Source organism: Streptomyces sp. PsTaAH-137, assembly GCF_003259365.1.
GTDB lineage: Bacteria > Actinomycetota > Actinomycetes > Streptomycetales > Streptomycetaceae > Streptomyces.
In genome coordinates, this window is record NZ_QLLY01000019.1 from 161,078 (window position 1) to 173,826 (window position 12,749).

The window sequence follows — 12,749 nt, forward strand, 5'->3', positions numbered from 1 at the left end:
CCGATGCGCACAGATGTCGCGCGCATCGGTATATGTCGGACCGCCCCCGTTACCGGCGGTACCCCCAGACCGGAGAGCGAGAGCTCCGGCGTGCCGAATGATCCTACTGACTCCGGTCAACTGACGGGGCCCATGGGGTGAGATGAGACCTGAGCGGTACGCTGTCGCCTCGCGCGTGACGTCTTCCGAACGCCGCACGGGCGCCATATGAACGTCGTCTGCACCAAATAACCGCGACGCCACACTATTTCTCCACTTCTCTACAGCGACGCCACACCACATTTCTTTACAAGGGGGAACCGCGAGGTGAGCACCACCGCTCTTGCCGGGGGCGGGACCGGCTTCTGCCGCGTCACCGTCGCCGCACCGGACGCACGTATCGATGTCGCCCTGCCCGAGGACACGGCCCTGGCCGACATCTATCCCGAGATCCTCCAGCTCTCGGGACAGACCCAGGCCGAGGGCGACCCCACCGGCTACCACCTGGTCCGCCGGGACGGCACCGTCCTGGACGCCGGCCGCTCGCTGGCCGACCAGCGGGTGCTCGACGGCGACGTGCTGCTGCTGCGCCCGTTCGCGGAGTCGCTGCCCTCCGCCGTGTTCGACGACGTCTCCGACGCCGTCGCCTCCGCGGTCCGCCGCGACCGGCGCCGCTGGAGCGACGAGCTGATGAGCGTCGTCGGCCTCGCCGCCGGTGTGCTGCTCCTGACGATGATGGCGTTCGCCCTGTGGTTCTCGAACCCGACGGACCGCGACATGCACGGCCTGCCCGGGATCATCTCCGGCGTCGTCGGCGTCCTCCTCGTCGCCCTGTCCGTGGTCCGCGCCCGGGTCTACGACGACCGCGCCGCGTCCACCGCGCTCGGCCTCGCCGCCCTCCCGCACCTGCTCCTCGCCGGGTCCGGCCTCTTCGCCGCCGACGGCGCCGAGGGCCCCGGCCGGCTCCAGCTCCTGTCCGGCTGCGTCGTGGTGCTCGCCGCCTCCGCACTCCTCGTGGTGCTGCTCCCGCACGGCGACGCCGTGTTCGTCGCCGCCGCCCTGTGCTCGGCCGTCGGCGCCCTCGCCACCTTCGGCGCCCTGGTCACCGAGGCCCAGCCGCGCGAGGTGGCCGCCGTCACCGCGGTCGTCGCGATCATCGCCGTGGCCTGGCTGCCCGGCCTGTCGGCCCGCTCCGCCCGGCTCCCCATCGGCTACCGCTCGCCCGACCAGATCGCCCAGGGCCGCGACTACGGCCGTGACGAGGAGGAGCACGTCGACTTCGGCCGTATCGGCGCCCAGGTCCGCCGCGGCCACGAACTGCTGCTCGGCCTCGTCATCGGCTGCGCCACCGTCGCCGTCGCCACGGCCGGCGTCGTGCTCGGCTTCTCCGACCAGGTCTGGGCCCAGCTGCTCGCCCTCGCCTGCGGCATCGCCGTGATGCTCCGCGCCCGCCTGTTCGACTACACCGCCCAGGTCGCCGCCCTGGTCGTGGGCGGCCTGCTCATCCTCGGCCTGCTGATCCTCGGCATGTCCCTGCACGTCCCGCAGTCCCTGCTGATCAGCCTGGTGCGGGGCGACAGCGGCCCGCTCAACATCCACACCCTCTGGTTCACCGCCGCGATCGGCGGCGGGGCGGCGCTGCTCGTGGCGGTCGGCCTGACCGTGCCGCGCAAGGGCGTCTCCCCGTTCTGGGGCCGGCTGCTCGACCTCTTCGACGGCTTCGTGCTGCTGACGCTCGTACCGCTGTGCCTGGCGGTGCTCGGGCTGTACACGCAGGTGCGCAGCATGGTCAGCTGACCCGCGCACCGACCCGTACTCCGGCGGCCGTGGTCAGGGCAGCAGTCGCGTGACTGCTATCCTGACTCACGGCCGTTCGTGTACGCGCCCCCGGCAGCAGCTGGGGACAGCGCCCAGCGCGCCCCGCCTCCCGAGTTACGGAAGCTCCCCTGAGATTCAGACCAGGGGCACTCGGCGGCGCTCAAGAATCTACGAGGAGTAAGCGTGGCTCTCGACAACGCTACGAAGAAGCAGATCATCGACGAGTTCGGTCAGAAGGAGGGCGACACCGGCTCTCCCGAGGTCCAGGTCGCCATGCTCTCCCGCCGCATCTCGGACCTGACCGAGCACCTCAAGACCCACAAGCACGACCACCACTCCCGTCGTGGTCTGCTGATCCTGGTCGGCCAGCGTCGCCGCCTGCTGCAGTACCTGGCCAAGAAGGACATCCAGCGCTTCCGTGCCCTGGTCGAGCGCCTCGGCATCCGCCGCGGTGCGGCCGGCGCCCGCTAAGACGCTGTGAGAGGGAGCGGTTCCCGTCTGAGGGGGCCGCTCCCTTTGCTGTACGTGCGTACTGTCGCCCTCGCTTTGTAGTCTGGTGACGTACCACCCTGAAGAAGAACGAGGAGAGGCGCGGTCGAGCCGCCGCCGGTCCTCGGTAGTGGCCCCCGGAGACGCAAGAGGATCCCCGGGTGCTTCGATCGAAGACCGGCCCGCACCCACGGCGCGCTTCTCCACCCCGTCCCCCTGCCACACGGGCAGGGAGGGACAAAAGACGTAACAGACGAAAGTAACGGAGAAAACGCTAGTGGAGAACGAGACCCACTACGCCGAGGCCGTCATCGACAACGGCTCCTTCGGCACCCGCACCATCCGCTTCGAGACGGGCCGCCTGGCCCGCCAGGCCGCCGGCTCCGCCGTCGCCTACCTCGACGACGACACCATGGTGCTCTCGGCCACCTCGGCCTCGAAGAACCCCAAGGACAACCTCGACTTCTTCCCCCTCACGGTGGACGTCGAGGAGCGGCAGTACGCCGCCGGCAAGATCCCCGGCAGCTTCTTCCGCCGCGAGGGCCGCCCCTCCGAGGACGCCATCCTCACGTGCCGCCTGATCGACCGCCCGCTGCGCCCGTCCTTCAAGAAGGGCCTGCGCAACGAGATCCAGGTCGTCGCCACGATCATGGCGCTCAACCCCGACCACCTGTACGACGTCGTGGCGATCAACGCCGCGTCCGCGTCGACGCAGCTGGCCGGTCTGCCCTTCTCCGGCCCGGTCGGCGGCGTCCGCGTCGCGCTGATCAACGGCCAGTGGGTCGCGTTCCCGACGCACACCGAGCTCGAGGACGCCGTCTTCGACATGGTCGTCGCCGGTCGCGTCCTGGAGGACGGCGACGTCGCGATCATGATGGTCGAGGCCGAGGCCACCGACAAGACCATCAAGCTGGTCGAGGGCGGCGCCGAGGCGCCGACCGAGGAGGTCGTCGCCGCCGGTCTGGACGCCGCGAAGCCCTTCATCAAGGTGCTGTGCAAGGCCCAGTCGGACCTCGCGGCGAAGGCCGCCAAGCCGACCGCCGAGTTCCCGATCTTCCTGGACTACCAGGACGACGTGCTCGAGGCCCTGACCGCCGCGGTCAAGACCGAGCTGTCCGCCGCCCTCACCATCCCGGGCAAGCAGGACCGCGAGGCCGAGCTGGACCGCGTCAAGGGTCTGGCCGCCGAGAAGCTCCTCCCGGAGTTCGAGGGCCGCGAGAAGGAGATCTCCGCCGCGTACCGCTCGCTGACCAAGTCCCTGGTCCGTGAGCGCGTCATCAAGGAGAAGAAGCGCATCGACGGCCGCGGTGTCACCGACATCCGCACCCTGGCCGCCGAGGTCGAGGCCATCCCGCGCGTGCACGGCTCCGCCCTGTTCGAGCGCGGCGAGACCCAGATCCTGGGCGTCACCACGCTGAACATGCTGCGCATGGAGCAGCAGCTGGACACCCTCTCCCCGGTGACCCGCAAGCGCTACATGCACAACTACAACTTCCCGCCGTACTCCGTCGGTGAGACGGGCCGCGTCGGCTCCCCGAAGCGCCGCGAGATCGGCCACGGCGCGCTCGCCGAGCGCGCGATCGTGCCGGTCCTGCCGACGCGCGAGGAGTTCCCCTACGCGATCCGCCAGGTCTCCGAGGCGCTGGGCTCCAACGGCTCGACGTCGATGGGCTCGGTCTGCGCCTCGACCATGTCGCTGCTGAACGCCGGTGTGCCGCTGAAGGCCCCCGTCGCCGGTATCGCCATGGGCCTGATCTCGCAGGAGATCAAGGGCGAGACGCACTACGTCGCCCTCACCGACATCCTCGGTGCCGAGGACGCCTTCGGTGACATGGACTTCAAGGTCGCCGGTACCAAGGACTTCGTCACGGCCCTCCAGCTGGACACGAAGCTCGACGGCATCCCGGCCTCCGTCCTGGCCGCCGCCCTCAAGCAGGCCCGCGACGCCCGCCTCCACATCCTCGACGTGATGATGGAAGCGATCGACGTCCCGGACGAGATGTCCCCGAACGCCCCGCGGATCATCACCGTCAAGATCCCCGTGGACAAGATCGGTGAGGTCATCGGCCCGAAGGGCAAGATGATCAACCAGATCCAGGAGGACACCGGCGCCGACATCACGATCGAGGACGACGGCACCATCTACATCGGTGCCGCCCAGGGCTCGCAGGCCGAGGCCGCCCGCGCCACGATCAACGGCATCGCCAACCCGACCATGCCGGAGGTCGGCGAGCGCTACCTGGGCACCGTCGTGAAGACGACGACCTTCGGCGCGTTCGTCTCGCTCATGCCGGGCAAGGACGGTCTGCTGCACATCTCGCAGATCCGCAAGCTCGCCGGCGGCAAGCGCGTGGAGAACGTCGAGGACGTCGTCGGCGTGGGCCAGAAGGTCCAGGTCGAGATCGCCGAGATCGACTCCCGCGGCAAGCTCTCCCTCGTCCCCGTGATCGAGGGCGAGGACGACGACAAGAAGGACGACGCCGACAAGTGACGTCCCGTAGCACCACGACGACGGCCCGCACCTCCTCGGAGGGGCGGGCCGTCGCCCGTACCCAAACCCTGATCAAGGGCGAGAACGGCATCGGCACCGTCCGCAGGACCACCCTCCCGGGCGGCCTGCGCATCGTCACCGAGACCCTGCCCTCCGTCCGCTCGGCGACCTTCGGCATCTGGGCCCACGTCGGCTCGCGCGACGAGACCCCGACGCTGAACGGCGCGACGCACTACCTGGAGCACCTGCTCTTCAAGGGCACCTCCCGCAGAAGCGCGCTCGACATCTCGGCGGCCGTCGACGCGGTCGGCGGCGAGATGAACGCGTTCACGGCGAAGGAGTACACGTGCTACTACGCGCGCGTGCTCGACACCGACCTGCCGCTCGCCATCGACGTCGTCTGCGACATGCTGACCGGCTCCCTCATCGAGGAGGAGGACGTCGACGCGGAGCGCGGCGTGATCCTCGAAGAGATCGCCATGACCGAGGACGACGCGGGTGACGTCGTGCACGACCTGTTCGCGCACACCATGCTCGGCGACACGCCCCTCGGCCGCCCGGTCCTCGGCACGCCCGACACGATCAACGCGCTGAGCCGCGGCCAGATCGCCCGCTTCTACCGCAAGCACTACGACCCGACCCACCTGGTCGTGGCCGCGGCCGGCAACGTCGACCACAACAAGGTCGTACGCCAGGTCCGCGCCGCTTTCGAGAAGGCGGGCGCCCTCACCGGCACGGCCGCGCCGATCGGCCCGCGCGCCGGCCGCAAGACCCTGCGCACGGCCGGCCGGATGGAGCTCCTCGGCCGCAAGACCGAGCAGGCCCACGTCATCCTCGGCATGCCGGGCCTGGCCCGCACCGACGACCGCCGCTGGGCCATGGGCGTCCTCAACACCGCGCTCGGCGGCGGCATGTCCTCGCGCCTCTTCCAGGAGGTCCGCGAGAAGCGGGGCCTGGCCTACAGCGTGTACTCGTACACCTCGTCGTTCGCCGACTGCGGCCTGTTCGGCGTGTACGCGGGCTGCCGCCCGAGCCAGGTGCACGACGTGCTGAAGATCTGCCGCGACGAGCTGGACCAGGTTGCGCAGCACGGCCTCACCGACGACGAGCTCACCCGCGCCGTCGGCCAGCTGAAGGGCTCCACGGTCCTCGGCCTGGAGGACACCGGCGCGCTGATGAACCGGATCGGCAAGAGCGAGCTGTGCTGGGGCGAGCACATGTCGGTCGACGACATGCTGGCCCGCATCTCCGAGGTGACCCCCGACGAGGTGCGCGAGGTGGCCCGCGAGATCCTGGGACAGCGCCCGTCGCTGTCGGTGATAGGCCCGCTCAAGGACAAGCAGGCGGCCCGCCTCCACGAAGCCGTCGCGTAAGCCCTTACCTCTCGTACTCCCGTATCGAAGGAACTGGAAGATCATGAGCAAGCTGCGCGTGGCGGTCCTCGGAGCCAAGGGCCGCATCGGCTCCGAGGCGGTGCGTGCCGTCGAGGCCGCCGAGGACATGGAGCTGGTCGCGGCCCTCGGCCGCGGCGACAAGCTGGACACGCTCGTCGAGTCCGGCGCCCAGGTCGTGGTCGAGCTGACCACGCCCGACTCGGTGATGGAGAACCTGGAGTTCGCCGTCGGCCACGGCATGCACGCCGTCGTCGGCACGACGGGCTGGACCGAGGACCGTCTCGCGCAGCTGGACTCGTGGCTCGCCGCCTCCCCGGAGACCGGCGTCCTGATCGCCCCGAACTTCTCCATCGGCGCGGTCCTGACGATGAAGTTCGCCGAGGTGGCGGCCCCGTACTTCGAGTCGGTCGAGGTCATCGAGCTGCACCACCCGAAGAAGGTCGACGCTCCCTCGGGCACCGCGTCCCGCACGGCCCAGCTGATCGCCGCCGCTCGCGCGAAGGCGGGCAGCGCGCCCGCGCCCGACGCGACGCAGACGGCGCTCGACGGCGCCCGTGGCGCGGACGTCGACGGCGTCCCGGTCCACTCGGTCCGTCTGCGCGGCCTCCTGGCCCACCAGGAGGTCCTCCTGGGCGCCGAGGGCGAGACCCTCACGATCCGCCACGACTCGCTGCACCACAGCAGCTTCATGCCGGGCATCCTCCTGGGCGCCCGCAAGGTCGTCTCCACCCCGGGCCTCACCTTCGGCCTGGAACACTTCCTCGACCTGAACGGCTGACCTGCGGCAATGCGCGCGAAAATCACGTACGCCATCACGGCGGCGGTCCTGGTCGTCTACTTCGTGCTGGCCGGCGACCGCGGCATCATGCTGATCCAGCAGGGCACGCTCCTCACGATCACCTTCGGTGTCGCGGTGCTGATCCTGCCGGTGATCGGCATCTGGTTCCTGTGGGCGAACACCCAGTTCGTCCGCAAGGCCAACCGGCTCGCCGAACTCCTGGAGGCGGAGGGCGGCCTGCCCGTCGACGAACTCCGCCGGGACGGCTACGGCCGCATCGACCGCGACTCGGCCGACGAGGTCTTCGCCCGGCGCAAGGCCGAGACGGAGGATGCGCCGGGGGACTGGCGCTGCTGGTTCCGCCTCGCGGTCGCCTACCGCGACGCCCGCGACACCCCTCGCGCCCGCAAAGCCATGCAGCGCGCGATCGCCCTCCACGAGGGCCGCACGCTCAGCGCCTGAGACATGAGGAAGGGGCCCCGCCGAGATCTCGGCGGGGCCCCTTCCTCATACGTCCATCAGCTCTGCGGCCGGTACTCCTCGGCCCACACCTCGATGCTGTCGGCGGCCCGGTCGAACGCGGTGGAGCGTCCGAGGAAGTCGGCGCCGTGACTGGTGAGCAGCGTCGTCTGCTCCCCCTGACGGTCCCGGCGTACGAGGACCAGGGCCTGCCCCTGGACCGTGCGGGGCAGACCGAGCCAGCGCACCGGCTGCTGCACCGTGCGGGCGGTCACGACCCGGTCCCAGGGCGCCGTGCGCGTCTGGAAGAACCCGACGTGACGCAGGCCGCGCGCGCTCACCCAGGTGCCCATCCGCAGCAGTCGCAGCGCGGCGGCGATGATCAGCACCGCCAGCACCCCGCACACGGACGCGGCGGTGACGTCACCGGCCACCGCGATGATCACGGCTGCGAAGAGCACGTACGACGCGAGCAGCAGAAGAAGCGCCGCCGCGCCGACCCGGTACGGACCCGGGCGGTACGGGCGACGCCACTGGTCCCGGTCGTCGAAGGGCAGCGCGACGTCCGCGGCCTCGTCGAAAGCACGGTCGGCCGTCAGGAAGGGCAGGGGCACGACGGGTCCTCACTCGATCCACGCTGGTCTGGGGCTGTGCCCGGTGAGGTTATCCAGGCCGGGCGGACCCTTCCACCTCAGGGGGTCCGGACGAGTCATCGGCGACCCGGCGCCCGGCTCACTTCCCCTCGGAGGCCTCGGACTGCTGGACGTGCTGCGTGGACTGGTCGGCGGACAGGGCCGGCATCCCGAACAACAGGGACCCGGTCAGACCGGCGACGACGGTCAGGCCGACCAGCCAACGACCGGCGAGCTGACCGACGGAGAGCCGCTCGCGCGCGGGCGGCGTGACGTTACTGCGGAACTTGTCGGCTTCGGCGATGAAGGCGAAGGGAACGGGCTCGCGCCGACGGAACATGGGTGCTGCTTCTCCTCAAGAGGTTCGAACTAAGTGTGTTCATCTACACAGACGCACGCCTGCCCCAAAAGGTGCCGTCAATCGCCAAATTCCCAGAAGTTTTTTCCGGTTCGGTGCGGAACGTGGCGAGACCGGGCGAATGCCGCGTTGTCAGCGGCGGCCCGTAGAGTGGGCGCCGCCCGACCGTAGTGATGGGAAGGACCCCCCGAGCCGTGACCGAAACCCCTGCTGAAGACCTCAAGCCGACGTTCCGTGGCGATGTCACCGTGGAGCTGGTGAAGCACACCGCCAGCGACTCGGACGTGCTGTTCGCGGCCCGCGTCTCCACCGTAGGCGAGCAGTCTTTGGACGAGCTGTCCAAGGACCCTGCCCGCTCCAAGGGGCTCATCAACTACCTGATGCGCGACCGGCACGGCAGCCCGTTCGAGCACAACTCGATGACGTTCCTCATCAGCGCGCCGATCTTCGTCTTCCGCGAGTTCATGCGGCACCGCGTGGGCTGGTCGTACAACGAGGAATCGGGCCGGTACAGGGAGCTCCAGCCGGTCTTCTACGTCCCCGACGCGGACCGCAAGCTGGTCCAGGAGGGCCGCCCGGGCAAGTACGAGTTCGTCGAGGGCACCCAGGCGCAGCAGGAGCTGACCGCCCGCTGCATGGAGGACTCCTACCGCCAGGCGTACGAGGCGTACCAGGAGATGCTGGCCGCGGGTGTGGCCCGTGAGGTGGCCCGCGCGGTGCTCCCGGTCGGCCTGTTCTCGTCCATGTACGCGACGTGCAACGCTCGCTCGCTGATGCACTTCCTCGGCCTGCGCACCCAGCACGAGCTGGCCAGGGTCCCGTCCTTCCCGCAGCGGGAGATCGAGATGGTCGGCGAGAAGATGGAGGCGGAGTGGGCGGAGCTCATGCCGCTCACCTACGCGGCGTTCAACGCCAACGGACGCGTGGCGCCGTAGCGCGCTGAGCACACATGTACGGATGAGCCGACCGAAGTGTCCGTATTGCGGCATTTCATAAAGTTCATCTAGCCTGATCAAACGGACCCGGCACTGCCTGAACCCCCGAGCAGGCAGTGCCGGGCTCCTCCTTTGTTGTGACTTGTCGCATCCCCCGAGGGGGGACCCGGTACTGAGCAGCGAGTAGCGTGTTACCCATGGCTCCGACCTCGACTCCGCAGACCCCCTTCGGGAGGGTCCTCACCGCCATGGTCACGCCCTTCGCGGCGGACGGCGCACTCGACCTCGACGGCGCGCAGCGGCTCGCCGCCCACCTGGTGGACGCAGGCAACGACGGCCTGATCGTCAACGGCACCACCGGCGAGTCCCCGACCACCAGCGATGCGGAGAAATCGAATCTCGTCCGAGCCGTCGTCGAAGCGGTCGGCGACCGCGCCCATGTCGTCGCCGGGGTCGGCACGAACGACACCCGCCACAGCATCGAGCTCGCCCGCCAGGCCCAGCAGGTTGGCGCCCACGGCCTCCTCACGGTCACGCCGTACTACAACAAGCCCCCGCAGGAGGGTCTGCTCCGCCACTTCACGGCGATCGCGGACGCGACCGAGCTCCCCGTGATGCTGTACGACATCCCGGGCCGCAGCGGCGTGCCGATCAACACGGAGACGATCGTCCGTCTGGCCGAGCACCCGCGCATCGTCGCGAACAAGGACGCCAAGGGCGACCTCGGCCGCGCCTCCTGGACCATCGCCCGCTCGGGCCTGCCCTGGTACTCCGGTGACGACATGCTCAACCTGCCGCTGCTGTCGGTCGGCGCGGTCGGCTTCGTCTCCGTCGTAGGCCATGTGGTGGCCCCCGAACTGCGGGCCATGCTCGACGCCTACGTATCGGGTGACGTGCACAAGGCGACGGAGATCCACCAGAAGCTGCTCCCGGTCTTCACCGGCATGTTCCGCACGCAGGGCGTCATCACGACGAAGGCCGCGCTGGCCCTCCAGGGACTGCCCGCCGGCCCCCTGCGGCTGCCCCTCGTGGAACTCACTCCTGATGAAACGGCGCAGCTCAAGATCGATCTTGCTGCCGGTGGGGTACAGCTTTAACCACAGACTTGGCAAAGCTCCACAACTGAATCAACAGAACAAGCAGGACAAACAGCTACATATCAGGCAACACCACAACAGCTACTGCACGAACGTCACGCGCGCCACGTGCCTCCAGGTACGTGGCGTGCGTGGTGAGGAGAGTCTTTTGAGTCATCCGCATCCTGAACTCGGCGCCCCGCCGAAGCTCCCGAAGGGCGGCCTGCGCGTCACCCCGCTCGGCGGCCTCGGTGAGATCGGGCGCAACATGACCGTCTTCGAATTCGACGGCCGTCTGTTGATCGTCGACTGCGGAGTGCTCTTCCCCGAGGAGGAGCAGCCCGGAATCGACCTGATCCTGCCGGACTTCTCGTCCATCAGGGACCGCCTCGACGACATCGAGGGCATCGTCCTCACGCATGGCCACGAGGACCACATCGGCGGCGTCCCGTACCTCCTGCGCGAGAAGCCGGACATCCCGCTGATCGGCTCGAAGCTGACCCTCGCGCTGATCGAGGCGAAGCTCCAGGAGCACCGCATCCGGCCGTACACGCTCGAGGTGGCCGAGGGCGACCGCGAGCGCCTGGGCCCCTTCGACTGCGAGTTCGTCGCGGTCAACCACTCCATCCCGGACGCGCTGGCGGTCGCCATCCGCACCCCGGCCGGCATGGTGGTCCACACCGGCGACTTCAAGATGGACCAGCTCCCGCTGGACCGTCGCCTCACGGACCTGCCGACGTTCGCGCGACTCGGCGAAGAGGGCATGGACCTTCTTCTCTCCGACTCGACGAACGCCGAGGTCCCGGGCTTCGTCCCGCCGGAGCGCGACATCTCGAACGTGATCCGGGGCGTCTTCGCCGGCGCCCAGAAGCGGATCATCGTCGCCTCGTTCGCCAGCCACGTCCACCGCATCCAGCAGATCCTGGACGCGGCCCACGAGTACGGCCGCAGGGTCGCCTTCGTCGGCCGCTCGATGGTCCGCAACATGGGCATCGCGCGCGACCTCGGCTACCTCAAGGTCCCGGCCGGACTGGTGGTGGACGTCAAGACGCTCGACGACCTCCCGGACAGCGAGGTCGTCCTGGTCTGCACGGGCTCCCAGGGCGAGCCGATGGCAGCCCTCTCCCGGATGGCCAACCGCGACCACCAGATCCGCATCGTCTCCGGCGACACGGTGATCCTGGCGTCGTCGCTGATCCCCGGCAACGAGAACGCGGTCTACCGCGTGATCAACGGCCTGACCCGATGGGGCGCGAACGTCGTCCACAAGGGCAACGCCAAGGTCCACGTCTCGGGCCACGCTTCGGCGGGCGAGCTGCTGTACTTCTACAACATCTGCAAGCCCAAGAACCTGATGCCGGTCCACGGTGAATGGCGCCACCTGCGCGCCAACGCCGAACTGGGCGCCCTCACCGGCGTCCCGCACGACCGCATCGTGATCGCCGAGGACGGCGTGGTCGTCGACCTGGTCGACGGCAAGGCCAAGATCGTGGGCAAGGTCCAGGCGGGCTACGTCTACGTGGACGGTCTCTCCGTCGGCGACGTGGGCGAGCCGGCCCTGAAGGACCGCAAGATCCTCGGGGACGAGGGCATCATCTCGGTCTTCGTGGTGGTGGACTCCAGCACCGGCAAGATCACCAGTGGCCCGAACATCCAGGCCCGCGGCTCCGGCATCGAGGACTCGGCGTTCAACGCCGTCGTCCCCAGGATCCAGGAAGTCCTGGAGAAGTCGGCCCAGGACGGCGTCGTCGAACCCCACCAGCTGCAGCAGCTCATCCGCCGCACGCTGGGCAAGTGGGTCTCGGACACCTACCGCAGGCGCCCGATGATCCTCCCGGTTGTCGTCGAGGTCTGAAGCACGTAAGGAGCGGGGCCCCTCGATTTGCATCGAGGCGCCCCGCTCCAGTACGTTTACGGCTCCGCCTGAGGGGAACCCGACGCACTTATGTGCTCGGACCACGTCCCTCAGAGGGGCGGAAATTCCGACTCAGAACCTCTGATAAAGTCGGATCAGCCGAAAGGCAAAGGCCCTCCAACGGCCACCGGAAACAAAATCCGAAACCGGAAACGGAACGGAAAAAGGATCTGGTAAGGTTGGAAACACGAAATACCGAAGGGAAGCGCCCGGAGGAAAGCCCGAGAGGGTGAGTACAAAGGAAGCGTCCGTTCCTTGAGAACTCAACAGCGTGCCAAAAATCAACGCCAGATATGTTGATACCCCGTCTCCGGCCATCAGGCTGGGACGAGGTTCCTTTGAAAAAGTCCTGCCGGTCACTGACTGGCAGGCGCACAGCGAGGACGCTGTGAACCGGGAGATTATTCCTCTTCTGGTTCCGCTCT

The 12,749-nt window shown here is 68.8% G+C and carries 11 protein-coding genes; 9 read left to right on the plus strand and 2 right to left on the minus strand.

The features are described from left to right. Positions 1-306 precede the first annotated feature (306 nt). From eccD to K377_RS33590, 6 genes are all read left to right on the plus strand, one after another. Positions 307-1,776: a type VII secretion integral membrane protein EccD gene (gene eccD / locus K377_RS33565; protein WP_111667385.1), complete on the plus strand. Its 1,470-nt coding sequence runs from the start codon at positions 307-309 to the stop codon at positions 1,774-1,776. Positions 1,777-1,980: 204 nt separating this feature from the next. Then, complete coding sequence (rpsO, locus tag K377_RS33570; RefSeq protein WP_111667386.1) at positions 1,981-2,268, plus strand: 30S ribosomal protein S15; 288 nt, start codon at positions 1,981-1,983, stop codon at positions 2,266-2,268. Between the two features lie 295 nt (positions 2,269-2,563). Then, on the plus strand, positions 2,564-4,777 hold the full coding sequence (locus K377_RS33575; protein WP_111667387.1) for a polyribonucleotide nucleotidyltransferase: 2,214 nt from the start codon (positions 2,564-2,566) through the stop codon (positions 4,775-4,777). Continuing rightward, on the plus strand, positions 4,774-6,150 hold the full coding sequence (locus tag K377_RS33580) for a pitrilysin family protein (protein ID WP_111667388.1): 1,377 nt from the start codon (positions 4,774-4,776) through the stop codon (positions 6,148-6,150). The genes K377_RS33575 and K377_RS33580 overlap by 4 nt, the downstream gene beginning before the upstream one ends. Before the next feature lie 43 nt (positions 6,151-6,193). Then, entirely contained in the window at positions 6,194-6,949 is a 756-nt protein-coding gene (gene dapB / locus K377_RS33585; RefSeq protein ID WP_111667389.1) for a 4-hydroxy-tetrahydrodipicolinate reductase, read from the plus strand. 9 nt (positions 6,950-6,958) lie between these two features. Further along, positions 6,959-7,411, plus strand: coding sequence for a hypothetical protein (locus tag K377_RS33590; protein ID WP_111667390.1), 453 nt, complete (start codon positions 6,959-6,961; stop codon positions 7,409-7,411). Positions 7,412-7,467: 56 nt separating this feature from the next. Here the strand turns inward: K377_RS33590 and K377_RS33595 are convergent, their stop codons facing one another. Together K377_RS33595 and K377_RS33600 are read right to left on the minus strand one after the other, a co-directional pair. Further along, positions 7,468-8,022: a hypothetical protein gene (locus K377_RS33595; RefSeq protein WP_111667391.1), complete on the minus strand. Its 555-nt coding sequence runs from the start codon at positions 8,020-8,022 to the stop codon at positions 7,468-7,470. A gap of 118 nt (positions 8,023-8,140) precedes the next feature. Then, a complete protein-coding gene (locus K377_RS33600; protein WP_111667392.1) occupies positions 8,141-8,380 on the minus strand; it encodes a hypothetical protein in 240 nt (79 codons plus the stop codon). Between the two features lie 212 nt (positions 8,381-8,592). On the opposite strand from K377_RS33600, the gene thyX reads away from it, so the two are divergent. From thyX to K377_RS33615, 3 genes are all read left to right on the plus strand, one after another. After that, positions 8,593-9,333 carry an FAD-dependent thymidylate synthase gene (gene thyX, locus K377_RS33605; RefSeq protein WP_111667393.1) on the plus strand — a complete coding sequence of 247 codons (741 nt, stop codon included), beginning with the start codon at positions 8,593-8,595 and terminating at the stop codon, positions 9,331-9,333. A 197-nt stretch (positions 9,334-9,530) separates the two neighbouring features. Next, positions 9,531-10,430, plus strand: coding sequence for a 4-hydroxy-tetrahydrodipicolinate synthase (dapA, locus tag K377_RS33610; RefSeq protein ID WP_111667394.1), 900 nt, complete (start codon positions 9,531-9,533; stop codon positions 10,428-10,430). A gap of 148 nt (positions 10,431-10,578) precedes the next feature. Further along, the gene (locus K377_RS33615; protein WP_111667395.1) at positions 10,579-12,264 is read left to right on the plus strand and encodes a ribonuclease J; all 1,686 of its coding nucleotides are present in this window, start codon (positions 10,579-10,581) and stop codon (positions 12,262-12,264) included. The last annotated feature ends 485 nt before the right edge of the window (positions 12,265-12,749 follow it).